Source organism: Arthrobacter sp. 2YAF22_2, from assembly GCF_052114645.1.
Taxonomy (GTDB): Bacteria; Actinomycetota; Actinomycetes; order Actinomycetales; family Micrococcaceae; genus Arthrobacter.
Map to the genome: position 1 here is coordinate 1 of NZ_JBFRFD010000007.1, position 21,427 is coordinate 21,427.

The following is a 21,427-nucleotide window of genomic DNA, read 5'->3' on the forward strand; positions in this document are numbered from 1 at the left end:
CTCGGCGGTGCTCGGCGGTGGGCAGGTACTGCTTGTAGTCGGTGATCGTGCCGTCCAGGACCGGCATCTTGAACTTGGCGTTCAGGTTGGTGGCGTCCTCGCGGATCGTCACCTCCACCACTGATCCGGGCTTGCCGCCGGTGGTGCTGAGGACTGCGGGCGCCGTGCTGTCGTTCAGCAGGACATATGAGTTCTTCTTGACCGGAACCTGGGCCGAGGAACCGCTGGCCCCGTTGATCGTGAGCAGCGCATCCTTGGACGAGGTGTTGTACACGGCGCCGATCACGCGGCCGGGCTTGTTCTCGCCGTCCGACACGACCATCATGTTGCGGAGCTGGAGCGGGCCCAGGTCCGTGCGCGTTCCGTCCGACGCAGAGTACTGCACGGAGGTCTGCTGGGGGTTGATGTAGCCGCAAGCCGTCACCGACAGCAGGCCAATGCCAAGCGCGGCCGTTGCCATTGCCAGCTTGCCGCGCCGGCCCCGGGTCATCGCAGTGAAACGCACGTCACGCACTCCTTGAGAGTCTTGAAACATTATTCAGGCCATAGCCTATCGGCAATAACAGTCAAACGCGGATTCCGCCGGGGACATAACGCCGCGCACAGGCAACGCGCAGCATTGCCGCGGCCGCCCGGCGTCGACCGCTCCGGTGCGTTGCGGGGCCCGCCGCGGGGTCTGTTGCGCGGCCTGCCGTCGGAGTGCCTTCCTTCGAGTCAGTAGCCCCTTGGCAGAGGGTGCCCAATGCACTATTATCCGCATCCGTCAAGGGTTTTGGAGGGTCGATTCGGCTCATTTTCCGCGGATTTGCGCGGTTTTGGGCCGAGAACCATGGCAGTCATATGCCTTAATCGTGATAAACTGGTCTGCGGGAAAGGGGAATGTCCACATGGTTTTTGAGGTCGGCGAGACAGTAGTTTACCCTCACCACGGTGCAGCAAAAATTGAAGAAATCAAGATGCGCACYRTCAAGGGCGAAGAGAARATGTATCTCAAGCTCAAGGTGGCTCAGGGTGATCTRACCATTGAAGTTCCAGCAGAGAACGTTGACCTTGTTGGGGTCCGGGACGTAGTGGGCAAGGAAGGTTTGGAGCACGTGTTCGATGTGCTGCGCGCCGAGTTCACTGAGGAGCCCACCAACTGGTCGCGTCGTTACAAGGCAAACCTGGAGAAGCTTGCTTCCGGTGATGTCATCAAGGTGGCAGAGGTCGTCCGCGACCTGTGGCGCCGTGATCATGACCGGGGYCTGTCCGCAGGAGAGAAGCGCATGCTGGCCAARGCCCGCCAGATTCTGATTTCAGAACTGGCACTGGCGGAAAAGACTGATGAAGAGAAGGCCGCCAGCGTTCTCGACGAGGTCCTGGCTTCCTAGCTAAGAATCGAACCCCGGCGGCGTAACGGCTGCCGGGCTTCTTTTTGCCCAAAATCAGCCCAACTGACTCGCACTTGTTGTCGTTTTGAGGGCTCAAAAGGACAACTACTGCGAGCTACTTGGGCCGCGGCCGGGCGCCGCGACGTAGTCTTGTCCGCATGAACACTGCATCGACAGCTCACGTCACCGCGGTCATCCTCGTCGCGGCCGGATCCGGCCAACGCCTGGGCTACGGCATGCCGAAGGCGAAGGTGCCGCTGGGCGGGGACAGCATCCTCACGCACGCCCTGCGGGGCGTGGCCGCAGCGGGCATTGCCCGGCAGATTTGCGTGGCTATCCCGCCGGGCGACATCGACCTCCGGGCCCAGTGCGAGGCGTTCGCGGCGGAACTGCAGGCCGAGCACGCCGCGACTGCCGCGCCGGGGGACGACGGGCTGCTCCCCGCCGTGACCATCGTCGACGGCGGGGCCAGCCGCGCCGACTCCGTGCGCGCAGCACTTTCGGCTCTCGCCCCGGGCACCCAATTCGTCCTGGTCCACGACGCCGCCCGTGCGCTCGCCCCGGAATCCGTCTTCCACCGGGTCGCCGCCGCCCTCACGGCCGGTGCCGTTGCCGTGATCCCCGTGATCCCGGTGGTTGACACCATCAAGACGGTGGATCCCACCTTCGGCGACGACGCCGACATCGCCCCGGAGATCGTCACCGGCACGGCGCCGCGCGAAATGCTGCGCGCCGTCCAAACCCCCCAGGGCTTCGACCTCGCGACCCTGCGGGGCGCCCATGAGGCGGCGGCAGGATTCGACGGCGCACAGGCAGCCGCCGTCACGGACGACGCGATGCTGGTGGAACTGCTGGGCTTCCCGGTCCACGCCGTGCGCGGCGCCAGCCAGTCCCTGAAGATCACCACGCCGCTTGACCTCATCCTGGCCGAGGGACTCCTCGAAGGACCGCTCGGGGCGCGCTGGGTGGAGGGCTAAACATGGACGCATCCCGGCCGGACCGTATGCCCATCCCCAGGACCGGAATCGGCATCGATGTCCACGCCTACGCACCCGAGGACGCGCCGCAGCCGCTGTGGCTCGGCGGCCTGCACTGGGCCGGCGAGCGTGGACTCGCCGGCCATTCCGACGGCGACCCGGTGGCTCACGCCGCCGCCGACGCGTTGTTCTCCGCATGCGGGCTCGGGGATCTCGGCACGCACTTCGGCACCGACCGCCCCGAATATGCCGGGGCCTCGGGCGTTACGCTGCTGGCCGAAGCGGCCAGGATCGTCCGCGCCGGGGGCTTCGAGATCGGCAACATCGCCGTCCAGTTCGTGGCAAACCGGCCCAAGTTCGGTCCGCGCCGCGAAGAGTCCCAGCGGGTCCTCAGCGACGCGGCCGGCGCGCCCGTGAGTGTCTCTGCCACCACCAGCGACGGTCTCGGGTTCACCGGCCGCGGCGAAGGCATCGCGGCAACGGCCACGGCCCTGGTTTACCCGGCAAGCTGAGCCAAGCAAGCTGAGCCAACCCGGCAAGCTGAGCCAACCCGGCGAGCTGAGCCGGCTGAGCCAAGCCGGCTCAGCCGGTCCGGGAATTCGGGCCTACGCTTAAGGAAACATCCTCCGGCCCGTCAGGAGACCTCCCGTGAAAAAGCTGCTGTCCGCCGTCGTCGTCCTTACCGGAGCGCTGCTGGCGGGATGCGCCGGCCCCGCGACGCCGCCGGCGACGACCACGCCGCGGATGAGCGTGGACGAAAGCTGCAAGTTCCTCAATACCGATACGTTCGTGCCCCAAGGAAGCGACAAGGAAAAGGCCGCCCAGATCAGCCAGCACTACCAGGACGTCGCGAACAAGGTGGCCCCGGAGGTCGCGGAGCCCATCCAGCAGATGTCGGACATCATGAAGCAGGTGGCCGCGAGCTCCACCGGCACCCAGACCCCAGACCAGCTCACCCAGCTCAGGCAGCAGCTGGACAAGATCGGCCAGCACTGCAAATAGGACCGCAGGTCCGGCCGCCGGCCATCGGCTAATCTGGAGCGGTGACCCTGCGCTTTTACGACACTGCATCCGCCGAAGTCCGCGACTTCGTTCCCGTGGTTCCTGGCAAGGTGAGCCTGTACTACTGCGGTGCCACGGTCCAGGGCATGCCGCATGTCGGGCACCTCCGCTCCGCCATCGCCTTTGACCAGCTCACGCGCTGGCTGGAGTACCGGGGCTTCCGGGTGACAGTGGTCCGCAACGTCACCGATATCGACGACAAGATTCTCGCCAAATCCGCGGAATCGTTCGCGGGGGACTTCGCCGACGAGCCGGGGACCGTCCGGAACGAGGAATGGTGGGCACTGGCCTACCGGTACGAGCAGGAATTCCTCAAGGCCTACGACGCCCTGGGCGTCTCCCGCCCCACCTACGAACCGCGCGCCACCGGGCACATCCCCGAGATGCACGCCCTGATCGCCACGTTGATCGACCGCGGCCACGCGTATCCCGCCCTCGACGACTCCGGCGACGTCTACTTCGACGTGCGCTCGTGGTCCAAATACGGGTCCCTGACGCGCCAGAACATCGACGATATGCAGGGCGCGGCGGATGCGGACCCCAGAGGGAAGAAGGATTCCCGCGACTTCGCGCTCTGGAAGGGCCACAAGGAAGGCGAGCCGACGACGGCGAGCTGGGCCTCGCCGTGGGGTGCCGGCCGGCCAGGCTGGCACCTGGAGTGCTCCGCGATGGCAGGCAAATACCTCGGTACCGAGTTCGACATCCACGGCGGCGGACTGGACCTGCGCTTCCCGCACCACGAGAACGAGATGGCGCAGTCGCAGGCCGCCGGCCACGGGTTTGCGAACTTCTGGATGCACAACGGCATGGTCACCTATGCGGGCGAGAAGATGTCCAAGTCGATCGGCAACACCATCAGCCCTTCGGAGATGCTGGCGCTCGCATCGCCGCGGGTGGTCCGCTACTACCTGGGGCAAGCCCAATACCGGTCCGTGCTGGACTACCGTCCCACGTCGCTGGAGGAGGCCGCCGCCGCCGTCGAACGCATCGACGGGTTCATCAGCCGCGCGGTTCGGGCCCTGTCCCCGGAGGCCGTGTCCGCCGGAGGCAGCCACACCCTCTTCACGTACGGCAAGGTGCCGGAGCCTTTCGAGCGTGCCATGGATGACGACCTCAACGTGCCCCAGGCCCTGGCGGTTGTCCACGAAACGGTGCGGACCGGCAACACTGCCCTGACCGAGGGGCGGCTGGAGGATGCGCGGCAGGCGCTGCACGATCTTCATGACATGCTGCGCGTGCTGGGCCTGAACGCCGTGGCGTCCGGCCCGGCAGCAGACGCCCGGGAATCGGCTGCCCTGGACGTGCTGGTCGAAGCCCAGCTCGCTGCCCGGGCCCAGGCCCGCGCCACCAAGGACTGGGCCGCGTCGGACGCCATCCGGGACACCCTGGCGGCGGCCGGCGTCGTCGTCGAGGACGGCGCGGACGGCGCAAGCTGGAGCCTCAAGCGCGGCTGAACCGGTCTGCCGCGGCAGGACGGAGCCGGCGGGCGGGAGACGTGGCCGGAGACGTTGCGGAGGACCCTGCGGTCGAGGACTTAACTCGAGTCAGTAGACTGGAGTTCAGACTTATCAACGAATCGCGTAGTTAAAAGGGTGAAACTCATGGCCAACAACGGTCGCCGCTCGGTCAAATTGAAGAAGGGCCCCACGGTCGGGACCGGAGGCCACGGCCGCAAGGCCCTGGAAGGCAAGGGTCCGACGCCCAAGGCGGAAGACCGCCCCTACCACAAGGCCCACAAGAACAAGCAGCTCGCGGACCGCTCGGCCGCCAAGCGCGGTCCGGGCACCGGTGCCCGCAACGCCGGCGCCCGCTCGGGTCCCAAGGGCCGTGCCACCGAGGAAGTCGTGACCGGCCGCAACTCCGTGGTCGAGGCCCTTCGTGCCGGCATCCCCGCCAAGGCCCTGCACGTTGCTATCCGCATCGAGATGGACGACCGCGTGAAGGAGTCGCTGAAGCTTGCGGCCGAACGCGGCATCCCGCTGCTCGAAACCGGCAAGCCCGAACTGGACCGGATGACCGACGACGCGATCCACCAGGGCCTCGTGCTGCAGATCCCGCCGTACGAATACCAGGACGCCTTCGACCTGGCCGAGGAGACCCTCGAGAGCTGGAAGAAGGGCCACGTCGCCAACGCGCCGCTCTTCGTCGCCCTCGACGGCATCACGGACCCGCGCAACCTGGGCGCGATCATCCGCTCCGTCTCSGCSTTCAGCGGCCACGGCGTGATCGTGCCGGAACGCCGCTCCGTGGGCGTCACCGCCTCGGCCTGGAAGACCAGCGCCGGCGCCGCCGTCCGCGTCCCCGTGGCCCGCRCCGCCAACCTCAACAGCACGCTCAAGGCCTTCAAGAACATGGGCATCTACGTGCTGGGCCTGGACGGCGACGGCGACGTCTCGCTGCCGGACCTCGCCCTGGCCACCGAACCGGTCTGCATCGTCGTCGGGTCCGAGGGCAAGGGACTGAGCCGGYTGGTCCGMGAAAACTGCGACCAGATCGTCTCCATCCCGATCGACTCCGCGATGGAATCGCTGAACGCCTCGATGGCCGTCGGCATCTCGCTCTACGAGATCTCCCGCCAGCGCGCCGCCAAGTAACCCTCTGACCCCTCGGGACGCTCCCGCACCTCTGACCGTTTTCAGGGAGACGCTCCCGCACCTTTGGTGGTAGAGAACGAGACGCTCCCGCACCCGTGCGGGAGCGTTTCGTTTTGTGTCGCCGGATGTGCGGGAGCGTCCTCTAGAACTTGTGGCGGTTGGCGAGGACCGGGAGTTTGGTGCGGGCGTCCTCGACGACGGCGGGGTCAAGGTCCGCGAACAGGAGTCCGGGGGCGCCGTCGAGCTCCTGGAGGACTTCGCCGAAGGGGGAGACGACGACGGAGTGCCCCACGCCGGTGGGAGCGGAGCCCGTCCCCTCGAGGCCAAGGCTGGCGGGATCGCCTTGGCCGCACGCCAGGACGAAGGTGGTGGAGTCCACGGCGCGGGCCCGGGACAGCAGCTTCCACTGGTCGACCTTGCCCGGCCCGGCGGCCCAGGAGGCGCAGACAATGTTGACCTGCGCTCCGCGCTCCGCGTTTTCCGTAAACAGGTCCGGGAAGCGGATGTCGTAGCAGGTCGCCAGGCCGAAGGTGACTCCGCCGGCGTCGAACGTTGCGGGCTGGGTGCCGGCGTCCACGGTGTCCGATTCGGCGAAGCCGAAGGCATCGTAGAGGTGGATCTTGTCGTAGCTGGCGTCCACTCCGGGGCCGGTGGCGAGGAGAGTGTTGCGGACCTTGCGGGTGCCAGCACCCGAGCCGCCCGGGGTGAACATGCCGGCGACAATGATGATGCCCTCTTCTGCGGCGACGGCGCGGACCTGTGAGGCCCAGGGGCCGTCCAGGGGTTCGGCGACGTCCAGCAGTGAGTTCCCGAATGCGCGCATGGTCGCTTCAGGGAAGACCACCAGGTCGGCACCCCCGGTTTTCGCCTGGCGGGCGTAGTCCCGGACGAGGTCCAGATTCCGCTCCAGCTCGCGGCCGGTGATGATTTGAGCAAGTGCTATGCGCACAATAACCTCCAGTTCAGCGACTCCACCCAGTATGCCGGTCCTCGACCCTGCGCCGCCCGTGCCCGACGCGAAGACGCGAATCGGCGACCATTTGTCTTCCCCGGCTAAGCTTTAAGCGATGGTCAACCCCTATATAGATTCCGCCACCACCGTGGATGCCTCGCGGCCTTTTCCGCTGGGTGTCAGCGTCCCCCGGACGGGCTCCCCGGCGACGGACGATCCTCGGGGCGGCTTCGCGAACGTCGCAGTCTATGCCCCGGGGGTGGCCGCCCTGGACATCGCCTACCTGACCCCCGGCGGAAGCTGGCAGCTGGAAACCCTGCCCAACGTCACGGACGGGGTGCACCACGGCATAGTCGAGGGGCTGCCCGCCGGCTCGCGCTACGGCCTGCGCGCTGCGCAGTTGGACGCCCTGCCGCTCCCGATGCCCACGGTGGACTTCGACGCCGACGGCGTGCAGCCGCTGCTGCTGGACCCGTACGGCCGGGGCATAGACGAACGCGACGACTTCATCACCAACGTCAGGATGGCCGGTGACTTCGACTGGGGGGCGGACCAGGCGCCGCACACCTCCTGGCGCAACACCATCATCTACGAGGCCCATGTCCGCGGCCAGACCATGCTGCATCCGGACATTCCCGAGCACCTCCAAGGCACCTACGCGGGCATGGCGCACCCGGCCATGGTCGAGCACCTCCTCTCGCTTGGCGCCACGGCCGTCCAGCTGCTTCCCGTCCATTTCCACGTGGATGAGGCACACCTGCAGGACCTGGGCCTGACCARTTACTGGGGCTACAACACGGCGGCGTTTTTCGCGCCGCACCCTGGCTACGCCACCCAGGCGGCCCAGGACGCGGGCCCGCACGCCGTGCAGGATGAGTTCAAGGGCATGGTCAAGCTGCTGCACGCGGCCGGGCTCGAAGTGATCCTCGACGTCGTCTACAACCACACCGCAGAAGGCGGGACGGACGGTCCCACGCTGAACTTCCGCGGCCTCGGCGAACTGGAGTACTACCGCCACGACGGCCACGGAAAGTACCTGGACACCACCGGCTGCGGCAACAGCCTGAACTTCGGCGAGCCCCGGGTGGTGCAGCTGGTGCTCGACTCGCTGCGCTACTGGGTGAACGAATTCCACATCGACGGCTTCCGCTTCGACCTCGCCGTCACGCTGTGCCGCAACGCCGCCAACGAGTTCGACCCGCGGCACCCCTTTCTGGTGGCGATTGCCGCGGATCCGGTGCTGTCCGAAACAAAGCTCATCGCCGAACCCTGGGACGTCGGCTACGGGGGGTGGCAGACGGGCCGCTTCCCCGCGGGCTGGGTGGACTGGAACGACCATTTCCGGGACGCCGTTCGGACGTTTTGGCTGGCCGACCGTGCCGCGATCGACGCCGGCGGCGAGGGCGGTTCGGTGGCGCGCCTCGCAGACGCGTTGTCCGGTTCTGCGAGCCTGTTCGCCCCTTCGGGGCGGGGCCGGCTGGCCTCGGTCAATCTCATCACCGCACACGACGGCTTCACCCTGGCGGATCTGGTCTCCTACGACCGCAAGCACAACGAGGCCAACGGGGAGCAGAACCGCGACGGCCACAGCGACAACCGCAGTTACAACCACGGGTTTGAGGGCCGCACCGAAGACGAAGAGGTCCTGGCGAGGCGGGCACAGACCAGCCGCAACTTGATGGCTTCCCTGATGATCTCCCAGGGCGTGCCGATGATCACCGCCGGGGACGAGATCGGCCGCAGCCAGCAAGGCAACAACAACGCGTATTGCCAGGACAACCCGCTCACCTGGATCGACTGGACCAGCACCCCGGAATCGCACTCCATGCTGCGCAGCACCAAACGCGTGATCCGGCTGCGCAAGGAGTTCCTCGCCGGCCAGCCGCACGACTACCCGGCGCGGGACCAGCAGTCCTACTTCCACTGGTTCGACGTCCACGGCGAGCCGATGTCCGGCGACCGCTGGCAGGATCCCGGCCACCGCGTGGTCCAGCTCCTGCTGGGGTCCGAGGACGGCTACGTGAACGGCCTCGTCGTGGTCAACGGCGGCGCCCGGGACGTCAAGGTCACCCTGCCCGTTATCCCCGACGACGACGGCGGCGCCAACCGGCTGTTCGAGCTCCGGCTGACCACCTCGGAACTGCACGACAGACGCCAAGGTACTCGCATATCATCCGGTGAGCGGGACGTGATCCAAGCCAACAGCATCAGCATCTACCGCGCGTAGCGGGCCGGCACCGGGCAGGGGAGCACGAATGAAGATCCAGCGGCTGACAGCGCTGCTCGCCGTGCTGCTGGGGTTGGTGGTGCTGGCTTTCGTGCTCCTCGGAACGCCGCAGCCCGGAACTGCGCCGCCGGAGACCGGCCGGACCAGTGCCGCCCAAAGCTCAGGGACACCCAGAACGCCGCTGGCCGGCGTCGTCAACCCCTCCAGACTGGCGGAAGTCAACGCGTCCGACCTGCCGGCCGAGGCGCGACGGACGCTGGACCTGATCACCAAAGGAGGCCCGTACCCGTACTCCCGCGACAACGTCCCGTTTGGGAATTTCGAAAAAGTCCTCCCGCAGAAATCGTCGGGGTATTACCGCGAGTTCACCGTCGTCACGCCGGGGGAGTCGGACCGGGGCGCCCGCCGAATCGTGGTGGGCACGGGCGGGGAAAAATATTACACCGCCGACCACTATGCATCGTTCAAATTCATCGCCGAAAGCAAGTAGGAGCCCATGAAAATTCTTTCCGCCGACACCTGGACCCTCGAAGAACTGCGGGCACAGGTGAACGACGCCGGACGGCGGCCCCTGCTGATCCCTGCCGCGGACTCCAAGAAGGGCGTGCTGCAGGCTTTTGGCGAAGCCTTGGCTTTCCCCGAGCATTACGGCCTGAACCTGGACGCCCTCAACGATTCGCTGAACGACTTCGCCGACACCGTCACCGAGGACGGCCAGGCCCCCGCCACAGTCATCTGGCAGGTCTCGGCCCCATTCCGGGCGGACCGCTCCTTCGGCGTCGTCTGCGAGATCCTCCAGGACGCCGAACGGTACGCCGGGAAGGACCTCGCCGTCATCGCCGTCTGCCTCTGACCCAGGAAACGGACCGCCAGTCCCGTCTCCCGCCCCGCCGTCGGCGTCTCAGCAGTCCGGGGGCACTTTGACGGCCGACCTGGGCGTTCGCCCACTACGCCGCGGCGTGTCCGTTTCAATGTGCCCCCGGACGGCCGACGGCGCCGCCGAACCCTACGCCGGCAAGGACCTAGCCGTCATCGCCATCTGCCTCTTAACAAGCACAAGGGCGCCCCGCAAGCCGGTTATCCGGAAGCATGCGTCTCAGCAGGGCCCCCGCCGTCAGGGTTCCCTGGCCGAGCTTGCGAGGTTAGGGAGACGGTGGGGAGGAACGAGCGAGCACGCGTAGGATGACCGGTTGCGGGCGGCGTTAAGCGTTGACGATCAGGCCCAGTTCGGCCTTGGACGCCAAGCCTTCATGCTTCGGCAGCACCCGGACGGTGTAACCGAAGGATCCAGAACGGTCGATCACGAGCGTGCCGCTGAACAGGTAGCGGCCCTTGCCGAGGTCCTCCACGGACTGCAAGTCCGCCACGGTGACGTCGGCCAGTTCGTCGCTGTCCTCGGCCCGGCCGTAGGCCACCTCGACTGAAACATCCTCGGGGCGCAGCGAGCTGAGCGCCACGTAGGCGTTGACCTGCAGGTAGTCGCCGATCTGCGGGTCCTCGGAGACACCTACGGAGTCCACGTGTTCCACCTGGATCTGGGGCCAGCCGGCGCGGATCCGGGTGCACCAGGCGGCTAGGGCCTTCGCTTCGGCAAAGTTGTCCGCCGAAGCGTGCCGGCCGGCGATCGCGGCGGGCCGGTAGAGGACGTTGACGTAATCCTGCAGCATCCGGTCCGCGGACACGGCGGGACCCAGGTGCGCCAGGGTGTGCTTGATCATCGAGACCCAGTGCGTGGGCACCTCCTGCGGCCCCGACTGCGAGGGGCCGGCAGCACCCGCCCCCGCGGAGACTGTGAGGCCGTAGAACTTCGGCGCCACCTGCGTTTCCAGGAGCTCGTACAGGGCCGAGGCTTCGATGTCGTCGCGTTCGTCGGGGGACGCGTCGTTGTTCGCCGTCGGGATCGCCCAGCCGTTCTCGCCGTCGTACATTTCGTCCCACCAGCCGTCCAGCACGGAGAGGTTGAGGGAGCCGTTGAGGGCCGCCTTCATSCCGGASGTCCCGCACGCCTCAAGCGGGCGGAGCGGGTTGTTGAGCCACACGTCGCAGCCGGGGAACAGGGTCCGGGCCATGGCGATGTCGTAGTTGGGCAGGAACGCGATCCGGTGCCGGACCTCGGGATCGTCGGTGAAGCGGACCAGGTCCTGGATCATTTTCTTGCCCGCGTCGTCGGCCGGGTGCGATTTGCCCGCAATCACCAGCTGGATCGGGTGTGTCTTGTGCAGCAGCAGGGCCTTGAGCCGTGCCGGATCCCGCAGCATCAGGGTCAGCCGCTTGTAGGTCGGCACCCGCCGCGCGAAGCCGATGGTCAGGATATCCGGATCCAGGACCGAGTCCGTCCAGGACAGCTCGGCGTCGGCCGCGCCGCGCTTTTTCCAGGCGGCCCGGAGCCGGTGCCGGACGTCCTCGACCAGGGAGACGCGCATTTCGCGGCGCAGCGCCCACACGGCTTCGTCGCTGACGTTGTAGGCCAGGTCCCAGCGGCCCTGCGCCTCGGCGTCGGGGCCGAACTGCTCGCGGGCCAGCTCGGTCACCCGGGGGTCCACCCAGGTGGGCACGTGGACGCCGTTGGTGACTGAGGTGATGGGCACCTCGGCGTGATCGAACCCCGGCCAGAGCGCGGAGAACATGCCCCGGGAGACCACCCCGTGCAGCTTGGCCACACCGTTGGCGCGTTGCGCCAGCCGCAGCCCCATCACGGCCATGTTGAAGACAAACGGGTTGCCGTCCGCGTAATCCTCCCGGCCCAGGTCCAGGATCTTCGCGGTCGGAACATCGGGAGCCAGCCCGGCGGCGAAAAAGTGCTCGATCTGCGAGGTCTCGAAGCGGTCAATGCCGGCCGGCACGGGCGTGTGGGTGGTGAACACGGTGGAGGCGCGGCCCGCGGTCAGGGCCTCGTCCCAGCTGAGCGGGCTCTCCCCGGACATCAACTCCTGGATGCGTTCGACGCCCAGGAAGCCGGCGTGGCCTTCGTTGGTGTGGAACACCTCCGGGGCGGGGACGCCCGTCAGCCGTTGGAAGGCCCGCAGCGCCTTGACCCCCCCCATGCCCAGCAGGAGCTCCTGCTGGAGCCGGTGGTCGCCGCCGCCGCCATAAAGGCGGTCCGTGATGCCGCGCGCCGYGTCGTCATTCCCCGCCACGTTGGAGTCCAGCAGCAGCAGCGGGACACGCCCGACGTCGGCCCGCCAGACATGGGCCAGCAGGCGGCGGCCGTTGGGCAGCGGAAGCGAAATCTGGACGGGCCGGCCGTTGTTGTCCGGGGAGGCCTCACGGAGCAGGGTCAGCGGCAGGCCGTCGGGGTCCAGGACGGGGTAGGTTTCCTGCTGCCAAGCGTCGCGGGACAGCGACTGCTTGAAGTAGCCCGCCTGGTAGAGCAGACCGACGCCGATCAGCGGGACGCCGAGATCCGAGGCCGCCTTCAGGTGGTCGCCGGCCAGGATGCCGAGGCCGCCGGAGTACTGCGGCAGGACCTCGGTGATGCCGAACTCGGGCGAGAAATACGCGATGCAGCGGGGTGCGTCCTCGCCGAGGCCCTGGTACCAGCGGGGTTGTTCCAGGTAGCGGTCCAGGTCCTGGGCCGCGGCGTGGACCCGGCCCACCACGTCCTGGTCCGCGGCGAGGCGCTGCAGTTCCTCCCGGCTGACCAGGCCCAGGAACGTCACCGGATCGTGTTCACTTTCGGCCCAGACCGCCGGGTTCAGCTGCTCGAACAGCTGCCGGGTGGGCAGGTGCCACGACCAGCGAAGGTTGGTGGCGAGCCTGGCCAGAGGCCGGATCGATTCGGGAAGAACAGTTCGGACGGTAAATCTGCGGATAGCCTTCACCTGCGAAACACTAACGGACAACACAGGGCCCCGGAACTGCATTGGGTTTCTTTCCGGTAAATGTCGTGTGGCCTTCGGGAATCGACCCGAAAAAACTGAGCACCCTTAGCAATCTCCGCGATTTGTAGATAACGTCGAGCCTGTGACGACTAACTCGCGAACCAGTGCCGTGTCCAAGCAAAAGCCGAAGGCCCTGATCACGGAGGGGCTCAAATTCGGCAGATTTCCGATCACCGCCGTGCAGCCTGCGGTCGAAGACGGAAAGTTCCCAGCCAAGGCCGTTGTGGGCGAGAGCATTGTGGTGGGCGCCACCGCATTCCGTGAGGGCCACGACCTCCTCGGCGTCAGCGCCGTGCTCCTGGACCCGCGGGGGAAGGAGCGGCAGCGCGTCCGCCTGGCCCCTCCGCGCGGGGACCGTGGGGCCGGCACCGACCGCTGGGAGGGCCGGCTCACCCCCTCCGGCACCGGCCGGTGGTCTTTCGTTATCGAGGCCTGGCATGACCGCTACGGCACCTGGCACCACAACGCGGAGGTCAAGGTCGAGGCGGGCATCGACGTCGAGCTGATGCTGGCCGAGGGCGCCGCGCTGCTGACCGAGGCGTCGGAGGAGGCCACCCGCCCCTCCGCCGACCGGCGGACGCTGCGGATCGCCGTCGTGGGCCTGCTGGACGGCACGAAAACCCCGGAGGAACGGCTTGCCGCCGGTTTCAGCACCGACGTGGCCGCCGTCGTCGCCCGGCAGCCGATCCGGGACCTGGTGACCGTCTCCGAGCCCTACCCGCTGCTGGTGGAGCGGGAACTCGCCGGCCGCGGCGCCTGGTATGAGTTCTTCCCGCGTTCCGAGGGCGCGGTCCGCAACCACGAGACCGGCGAATGGACGTCCGGGACGTTCCGCACCGCCGCGATGCGCCTGGACGCCGTCGCGGCGATGGGCTTCGACATCATCTACATGCCGCCGATCCACCCGATTGGCACGCAGCACCGCAAGGGACCGAACAACACCCTGCTGGCCGGCCCGCACGATCCCGGCTCCCCGTGGGCGATCGGTGCGAAGGAAGGCGGCCACGACGCCATCCACCCGGACCTCGGCACCTTCGCGGACTTCGACGCCTTTGTAGCCCGGGCCGGCGAGCTGGGGCTGGAAGTGGCCCTGGACCTCGCGCTGCAGGCCGCCCCGGACCACCCGTGGGTGCAGAGCCATCCCGAATGGTTCACCACCCGGGTGGACGGCAGCATCGCCTACGCCGAAAACCCGCCGAAGAAGTACCAGGATATTTTCCCGCTCAACTTCGACAACGACCCCGCCGGTCTGTCCAACGAAATCCTGCGGATCGTCCAGCTCTGGATCAGCCACGGGGTGAAAATCTTCCGCGTGGACAACCCGCACACCAAGCCGGTGTGGTTCTGGGAATGGCTGATCGCCAAGGTCAACAAGAAGAACCCCGACGTCGTCTTCCTCGCGGAGGCGTTCACCCGGCCGGCCATGATGCACGCGCTCGGCCGGGCCGGATTCCAGCAGTCCTACACCTACTTCACCTGGCGCAACACCAAGGAGGAACTCGAGGAGTACTTCCAGGAGGTCAGCCACGAGTCGCCCGCCTACTTCCGGCCGAACTTCTTCGTCAACACCCCGGACATCCTCACCGAGTACCTGCAGTACGGCGGCCCCGCGGCCTTCAAGATCCGCGCCACGCTCGCCGCCACCGCCAGCCCCAGCTGGGGTGTTTACGCCGGCTACGAGCTGTACGAACACGTGGCCCGGCCCGGCGCGGAGGAGTACATCGACAACGAAAAGTTCGAGTACAAGGCCCGCGACTGGGAAGCGGCCACGGAATCCGGACGGACCCTGGCTCCGTACCTGACCCGCCTCAACGCCATCCGGCACGCGCACCCGGCCCTCGGGGATTTGCAGAACCTGACTGTGCACTCCAGCACCGACGACGCCACGATTGTCTACTCGAAGCACAAGACGCTCCCGGACGGCACCAAGGACACCCTGATCTTCGTGGTCAACTTGGATCCGCACAGCACCCGGGAAAGCACGGTATCCCTGGACCTGGCGGCCCTGGAGCTGGCGCCGGACGACCTGACGCACAACGGCGGCTTCGTCGTCGAGGACCTGCTAAGCGGCGAAAGCTGGGAATGGGGCGAATACAACTACGTACGCTTAGACGCACACGTCGAACCCGCCCACATCCTTAGCGTCCGGAGGCACCGCCCGTGAGTTTTAGCCCGAGCAATCCCAGCCAGTTCACACCGAAGGGGAATTTCGAACTGAACGCGCCCGGCCTCCAGCACGATCCTCTCTGGTACCGCAAGGCGGTCTTCTACGAGGTCCTCGTGCGGGGTTTCGCGGACGGCAACGGCGACGGGTCCGGCGACTTCCACGGCCTGATCGAGAAGCTCGACTACCTGCAGTGGCTCGGCGTCGACTGCCTCTGGCTGCCGCCCTTCTTCCAGTCACCGCTGCGGGACGGCGGCTACGACATCTCGGATTACAATTCCGTGCTGGACGAATTCGGCACCATCAGCGATTTCAAGCGGCTCGTTGCCGAGGCCCATGCCCGCGGCGTCCGGGTCATCATCGACCTGCCGCTGAACCACACCTCGGACCAGCACCCTTGGTTCCAGGAATCGCGCAAGGACCCGGACGGCCCGTTCGGGGATTTCTACGTGTGGAGCGATACGGACGAGAAATACCAGGACGCCCGCATCATCTTCGTGGACACGGAGGAGTCCAACTGGACCTTCGACCCGATCCGGAGGCAGTTCTTCTGGCACCGGTTCTTCAGCCACCAGCCGGATTTGAACTTTGAAAATCCCAAGGTCGTCGACGCCCTTTTCGACGTCGTGCGCTTCTGGCTGGACCAAGGCATCGACGGCTTCCGCGCGGACGCCATCCCGTACCTCTTCGAAGAGGAAGGCACCAACTGCGAGAACCTGCCGCAGACCCACGAGTTCCTGCGCCAGATGCGCAAGATGGTCGATGAAAGTTACCCGGGCCGTGTGATCATCGCCGAGGCCAACCAGCCGCCGGCCGAAGTGGTCGAGTACTTTGGCACGGAAGAGGAGCCGGAATGCCACATGGCGTTCCATTTCCCGATCATGCCGCGGCTGTACTACGCGCTGCGTGACCAGAAGGCCGCCCCCATCATCGAGACCATGAAGGACACCCCGGACATTCCCCAGGGCGCCCAGTGGGGCACGTTCCTGCGCAACCACGACGAACTGACGCTGGAAATGGTCACGGCTGATGAGCGCGCGGCGATGCTTGGCTGGTACGCGCCGGATCCGCGGATGCGCGCCAACATCGGCATCCGCCGCCGGCTGGCCCCGCTGCTGGACAACTCCCGCTCCGAAATCGAACTCATCAACGCGCTGCTGCTGTCGTTGCCGGGGAGCCCGTTCCTGTACTACGGCGACGAGATCGGCATGGGTGACAACATCTGGCTCGAGGACCGCGATGCGGTCCGCACCCCGATGCAATGGAACCCGGACCGGAACGCCGGGTTCTCCCACGCTGACCCGGGCAAGCTTTACCTCCCGGTGATCCAGTCGCTGGTCTATAACTACAGCATGGCCAATGTCGAGGCGGAGGCCGCCCATTCAGGTTCGCTGCTGCGCTGGACGCGGCAGATCCTCAGTGTCCGCAAGAACCACCCCGCCTTCGGGTTGGGCTCGTTCCAGCACGTGGAGGCGGACCACGACGTCGTCCTGGCCTACCTGCGGGAACTGCCGGCGGGAAATTCCGCGGGCGAGGATCCGGAGAGCATCCTGTGCGCCTTCAACCTGTCCCAGCACCCGGTGGCCACCACGCTACGGGTCCCGCAGTACGCCGGCCGGGGCCTGCGCGACGTCTTCGGCGGCCAGGCCTTCCCGGCCATTGCCGACGACGGGACGCTGACGCTCACCTTGGGCAGCCACGATTTCTTCTGGCTGCGGGTCCGGTCGGCCACCTCCAACCCGGCGTCGCCGTTCACCCAGGCGATGCCTATCCTGTCCCTTGAGGGCTGACATGACCCGGTCGACTCTCGCCCCCGCGCTGGACGCCCTGCTCCGCGGCTGGTTGCCGCGCCAGCGCTGGTTCCCCGTCAAAAGTGCCCGGTTCAGCTTCGCACCGGTGGGCCGGGTGCACCTCGCGGGCGGCCCGGGCGCCGGGCTTCCGGAGGCCGGGGCCGGGCTCGAGGTGCTGCTGCTCGCCGTCACGTATCCGACGGCGGACGGCGACCGCACCGACGTCGTCCAGGTGCCGCTCAGTTCCCGCCCGCTGCCGCTGGCGGGCGCCGGAGCCGCCCTGCTCGGGGAAATTCCCGCGGAAGGCGCCGACCCGATCCACGGCTGGATCTACGACGGCGTCCACGACCCGGCGTTCATCGCGGCCTGGCTGGAGTTGATGCGCGCCCGGGCCGCCACGGCCGACGGTGCCGCCGCCGGCCACCTGGTGGAATCGGACTACCGGCTGCCCTTCGCCACCGGCAAGGTCCGGGTGCTCTCCGGCGAACAGTCCAACACGTCGGTGATTGTCGACGACGGCGACTCGGCCGCGATCCTGAAGTTCTTCCGGGTGCTTTCCGCGGGGCAGAATCCGGAGGTGGAGATCGGGGCGGCGCTGACCTCGGCCCGGACCGTCGAGGTGCCGGCCACCTTGGGCTGGGTCACCGGCGAATGGACGGCCCCGTCCAACGACACCCCGGAGGCCGCCCCCGCGGCCCGCGGCGAGCTTGCCGTCGCCCATGAATTTCTCGCCGGCGGCCGTGACGCTTGGCGCCTGGCAGTCGATGCTGCCAGCACGGGAACCGACTTCAGTGCCGAGGCGCGCGCCCTGGGTGTCGCGACGGCCACGGTGCACCGCCGGCTGGCCGAAGCGTTGGGCACTGCCGCCGAGAAGGTGCCGGGCGGCGACATCGCGCCCGCCGTCGCCCGGCGGGTCCGGCAGTCGTGGGCCGAAGCCGGCGCCGCCGTCGGGCCCTTCGACGATGAACTGGAGGCGCTCTTGGCGCGCCTCGAAGGCAACGGTGCGGGGCCGCTTCAGCGGATCCACGGAGACCTGCACCTGGGCCAGATCCTGCAGGTCCCAGGCGCGGCAGGGACCCCGGCGCGCTGGGCAATCCTGGACTTTGAGGGTGAACCGTTGCGGCCGATCTCCGAACGCAACTTCCCGGACGTGCCGCTGCGCGACGTCGTCGGCATGTTGCGGTCCTTCGACTACGCAGCCGGCGCAGCGGTCCGTGAGTACGACGGCGCCGTCGTCCCCGCGGACTGGGTGGACGACTGCGCCGTGGCTTTCCTGGCCGGCTATGCGGAGGTCACGCCCGGCAGCGTCGACCGCGACTCGCCCCTGTTCGTCGCGTTGTGGCTCGACAAGGCTCTCTATGAAGTTATTTACGAACTGCGGAACAGGCCGGACTGGCTAGCCATTCCCGTGAACGCGTCCCGCAGTCTCCTCGGCAGTACAGGCTCCGGCGTTCCCGCCGAAGCCGCAGCGGAAGGTAACAAAATGACAGGTTCAGCACGTACCGATCGACCCGGCGTCCCGATGCCCGTGGATGGGGAAACCCTTGCGCGGGTCGGCGCCGGAGAGCATCACGCGCCGCACTCGGTCCTGGGTGCCCACCTTGACGACCACGGCCACGTGACCATCCGCACCGTGAAGCACCTGGCGGAGGCCGTTTCCGTGGTGACCGCGGCAGGCAGCGTTCCGATGTCGCACGAATCCGGCGGCGTCTGGGTGGCCGTGCTGGAGCCCATGGACGAGGGCCATGTCCCGGACTACCGGCTTGAGGTTACCTATGAAGGGCAGGCCCCGCAGCGGACGGACGAACCGTACCGTTACCTGCCGACCGTGGGCGAGATCGACCTGCACCTGATTGGCGAAGGCCGGCACGAGCGCCTCTGGGATGTCCTGGGCGCGCACGTCCAGCATTACAAGTCGGCGCTCGGCGACGTCGACGGCGTTTCCTTTGCCGTGTGGGCGCCGAATGCCGAGGCCGTGCGGGTCAAGGGCGACTTCAACGGCTGGGACGGCCGGGAATTCGCCATGCGCTCACTCGGCTCCTCGGGGGTATGGGAGCTGTTCATCCCCGGCGTTGTGGCAGGGGCGTGCTACAAGTTCGAGATCAAGACCAGGCATGGCTACTGGGTGGAGAAAGCCGATCCGCTCGCTTTCGGCACGGAAGTCCCGCCGCTGACCGCTTCCCGGGTCGTGGAGCCCTCATACGCCTTCAAAGACACCGAATGGATGGAGGCGCGCGCCGCCCGGGATCCGCACAACTCCCCGATGAGTGTCTATGAAGTCCACCTGGGTTCGTGGCGGGTCGGACTCGACTACCGCCAACTGGCCAAGGAGCTCGTCGAATACGTGAAGTGGCTCGGCTTCACGCATGTGGAGTTCATGCCTGTCGCCGAACACCCCTTCGGCGGCTCCTGGGGCTATCAGGTCACGTCGTACTTCGCGCCGACCTCGCGCTTCGGGCACCCCGACGAGTTCCGGCACCTCGTGGACGAACTGCACCAGGCGGGCATCGGCGTGCTGCTGGACTGGGTCCCGGCGCACTTCCCCAAGGACGAGTGGGCGCTGGCCCGCTTCGACGGCGGGCCGCTGTACGAGCACTCGGACCCAAACCTCGGAGAGCACCCGGACTGGGGCACCCTGATCTTCGACTTCGGCCGACGCGAGGTCCGCAACTTCCTGGTTGCCAATGCGCTCTACTGGCTGGACGAATTCCACATCGACGGCCTGCGCGTCGACGCCGTGGCTTCGATGCTGTACCTCGACTACTCCCGCGAAGAGGGCCAGTGGCAGCCCAACCGCTTCGGCGGCCGGGAGAACCTCGAAGCGATCTCCTTCCTGCAGGAAGTCAACGCCACGGTCTACAAGACGCACCCCGGCGCGGTCATGATCGCCGAGGAATCGACCGCCTTCCCCGGGGTCACCGCCCCCACCAGCCAAGGCGGCCTAGGCTTCGGCATCAAGTGGAACATGGGTTGGATGCACGACTCGCTCAAGTACATGGCCGAGGACCCGTACAACCGGAAATGGCACCACGGCACCGTGACCTTCTCGATGGTCTACGCCTACACGGAGAACTTCCTGCTGCCGATCAGCCACGACGAGGTGGTGCACGGCAAGGGCTCGATGCTGCGCAAGATGCCCGGCGACCGCTGGAAACAGCTGGCCAACCTGCGCGCCTTCCTGGGCTACCAGTGGGCCCACCCCGGCAAGCAGTTAATCTTCATGGGCACAGAGTTCGGCCAAGAAGCGGAATGGTCCGAACAGTACGGCTTGGACTGGTGGCTGGCCGACATCCCCGCGCACCGGGGCATTCAGCTCCTCACCAAGGACCTCAACGAGCTCTACAGTTCCACCCCGGCCCTGTATGAACGGGATAACGATCCCGACGGCTTCCAGTGGATCAACGGCGGCGACTCCGACCGGAACGTCTTGACCTTCATCCGGCGCGATGCCGCCGGCACTCCGCTGGTCTGCGCGCTGAACTTCTCCGGCGGCCCGCACACCGACTTCCGCTTGGGAGTCCCGGCATCGGGCCAGTGGCAGGAAGTGTTAAACACCGATGCCGCAAACTACGGCGGTTCCGGCGTGCTGAACGAGGGACCCCTGACAGCGTCCGACGAGGGCATTGACGGCCAACCGGCCACGCTCACCGTAACGCTGCCTCCGCTGGGCGCCGCGTACTTCAAGGCCATCGGCTAGGAGCGGCCCGAGGACCAGGGAGGGCCCGGAACCCCGGCGGTTCCGGGCCTTTCGTTTGTGCCCGCCGGACGGACCCGATAAGGGGTCGCAGGGGCGCTTCCAGGGGCCGCTTTGTCAGCCGGCCCAAGTGGTGGTAGAGTTTATTTCCGCGCTGCTCCCCGGAGTTGATCCGCTAAGAAGACCACGAAGCCCACGGGAACACTGAGTCGGAAACGCTGATTTGACTAGGGTGAAGCACGCGGGTAAGTTTGAAAAGTTGCTCCGGAGCGATCCGCGGCCCTGTGGGGTTGTGGTGGTGCCGGGTGTGTCTGTTGTTTGAGAACTCAATAGTGTGCCAAGTTTGTTGATACCAATTTATTGTATTGAATTGGTTGAATTTGCCGGACCYGCCACCCCGTGGTGTGGTCTGGTGTTTTTGGCTGGTTTCAAATTTTGTGCATTGTGTGCTTCCCGTTTTCCCGGGGGYGCATGGTGTGTCTGTTTTWCTTCAACGGAGAGTTTGATCCTGGCTCAGGATGAACGCTGGCGGCGTGCTTAACACATGCAAGTCGAACGATGATCCGGTGCTTGCACCGGGGATTAGTGGCGAACGGGTGAGTAACACGTGAGTAACCTGCCCTTAACTCTGGGATAAGCCTGGGAAACTGGGTCTAATACCGGATATGACTCCTCATCGCATGGTGGGGGGTGGAAAGCTTTTTGTGGTTTTGGAT

At 66.9% G+C, this 21,427-nt stretch carries 15 protein-coding genes and 1 rRNA gene; 13 read left to right on the forward strand and 3 right to left on the reverse strand.

Going from position 1 to position 21,427, the window contains the following annotated elements; all coding sequences use genetic code 11:
* The coding region (locus AB4Y86_RS00780) for a hypothetical protein (RefSeq protein WP_441399465.1) at positions 1 to 505 on the reverse strand (505 nt) is incomplete at its 3' end.
* 382 nt (positions 506 to 887) lie between these two features.
* On the opposite strand from AB4Y86_RS00780, the gene AB4Y86_RS00785 reads away from it, so the two are divergent.
* From AB4Y86_RS00785 to rlmB, 6 genes are all read left to right on the forward strand, one after another.
* Positions 888 to 1,370 (forward strand): CarD family transcriptional regulator, encoded by a 483-nt coding sequence (locus AB4Y86_RS00785; protein ID WP_441399467.1) that lies wholly within the window; start codon positions 888 to 890, stop codon positions 1,368 to 1,370.
* A gap of 158 nt (positions 1,371 to 1,528) precedes the next feature.
* Entirely contained in the window at positions 1,529 to 2,347 is an 819-nt protein-coding gene (gene ispD, locus AB4Y86_RS00790; protein ID WP_441399468.1) for a 2-C-methyl-D-erythritol 4-phosphate cytidylyltransferase, read from the forward strand.
* Between the two features lie 26 nt (positions 2,348 to 2,373).
* Entirely contained in the window at positions 2,374 to 2,859 is a 486-nt protein-coding gene (gene ispF / locus AB4Y86_RS00795; protein ID WP_441399484.1) for a 2-C-methyl-D-erythritol 2,4-cyclodiphosphate synthase, read from the forward strand.
* A 136-nt stretch (positions 2,860 to 2,995) separates the two neighbouring features.
* Positions 2,996 to 3,349, forward strand: coding sequence for a hypothetical protein (locus AB4Y86_RS00800; protein WP_441399469.1), 354 nt, complete (start codon positions 2,996 to 2,998; stop codon positions 3,347 to 3,349).
* Between the two features lie 41 nt (positions 3,350 to 3,390).
* On the forward strand, positions 3,391 to 4,863 hold the full coding sequence (gene cysS / locus AB4Y86_RS00805; protein ID WP_441399470.1) for a cysteine--tRNA ligase: 1,473 nt from the start codon (positions 3,391 to 3,393) through the stop codon (positions 4,861 to 4,863).
* Positions 4,864 to 5,010: 147 nt separating this feature from the next.
* Complete coding sequence (gene rlmB / locus AB4Y86_RS00810; RefSeq protein WP_441399471.1) at positions 5,011 to 6,003, forward strand: 23S rRNA (guanosine(2251)-2'-O)-methyltransferase RlmB; 993 nt, start codon at positions 5,011 to 5,013, stop codon at positions 6,001 to 6,003.
* Between the two features lie 142 nt (positions 6,004 to 6,145).
* On the opposite strand, the gene AB4Y86_RS00815 is transcribed toward rlmB, so the two are convergent.
* Positions 6,146 to 6,952, reverse strand: a complete 807-nt coding sequence (locus AB4Y86_RS00815) for a carbon-nitrogen hydrolase family protein (protein WP_441399473.1) — start codon at positions 6,950 to 6,952, stop codon at positions 6,146 to 6,148.
* Between the two features lie 118 nt (positions 6,953 to 7,070).
* On the opposite strand from AB4Y86_RS00815, the gene glgX reads away from it, so the two are divergent.
* Genes glgX through AB4Y86_RS00830 form a run of 3 tightly spaced genes read left to right on the forward strand, consistent with a single transcriptional unit; the run spans position 7,071 to position 10,035 of the window.
* Positions 7,071 to 9,182, forward strand: coding sequence for a glycogen debranching protein GlgX (gene glgX / locus AB4Y86_RS00820; RefSeq protein ID WP_441399474.1), 2,112 nt, complete (start codon positions 7,071 to 7,073; stop codon positions 9,180 to 9,182).
* Between the two features lie 28 nt (positions 9,183 to 9,210).
* On the forward strand, positions 9,211 to 9,672 hold the full coding sequence (locus AB4Y86_RS00825; RefSeq protein WP_441399475.1) for a ribonuclease domain-containing protein: 462 nt from the start codon (positions 9,211 to 9,213) through the stop codon (positions 9,670 to 9,672).
* A 6-nt stretch (positions 9,673 to 9,678) separates the two neighbouring features.
* Positions 9,679 to 10,035: a barstar family protein gene (locus AB4Y86_RS00830; protein ID WP_441399476.1), complete on the forward strand. Its 357-nt coding sequence runs from the start codon at positions 9,679 to 9,681 to the stop codon at positions 10,033 to 10,035.
* A gap of 349 nt (positions 10,036 to 10,384) precedes the next feature.
* On the opposite strand, the gene glgP is transcribed toward AB4Y86_RS00830, so the two are convergent.
* Positions 10,385 to 13,003 carry an alpha-glucan family phosphorylase gene (gene glgP, locus AB4Y86_RS00835; protein ID WP_441399478.1) on the reverse strand — a complete coding sequence of 873 codons (2,619 nt, stop codon included), beginning with the start codon at positions 13,001 to 13,003 and terminating at the stop codon, positions 10,385 to 10,387.
* A gap of 142 nt (positions 13,004 to 13,145) precedes the next feature.
* Here glgP and AB4Y86_RS00840 point away from each other — a divergent pair, with 142 nt between their 5' ends.
* The 4 genes from AB4Y86_RS00840 to AB4Y86_RS00855 form a co-directional block, all read left to right on the forward strand.
* On the forward strand, positions 13,146 to 15,227 hold the full coding sequence (locus AB4Y86_RS00840; RefSeq protein WP_441399479.1) for an alpha-1,4-glucan--maltose-1-phosphate maltosyltransferase: 2,082 nt from the start codon (positions 13,146 to 13,148) through the stop codon (positions 15,225 to 15,227).
* On the forward strand, positions 15,224 to 17,017 hold the full coding sequence (gene treS / locus AB4Y86_RS00845; RefSeq protein WP_441399481.1) for a maltose alpha-D-glucosyltransferase: 1,794 nt from the start codon (positions 15,224 to 15,226) through the stop codon (positions 17,015 to 17,017). The genes AB4Y86_RS00840 and treS overlap by 4 nt, the downstream gene beginning before the upstream one ends.
* Position 17,018: 1 nt before the next feature.
* Positions 17,019 to 20,714, forward strand: coding sequence for a 1,4-alpha-glucan branching enzyme (locus AB4Y86_RS00850; RefSeq protein ID WP_441399483.1), 3,696 nt, complete (start codon positions 17,019 to 17,021; stop codon positions 20,712 to 20,714).
* A gap of 487 nt (positions 20,715 to 21,201) precedes the next feature.
* Positions 21,202 to 21,427: ribosomal RNA gene (locus AB4Y86_RS00855) — 16S ribosomal RNA — on the forward strand; the annotation flags it as partial.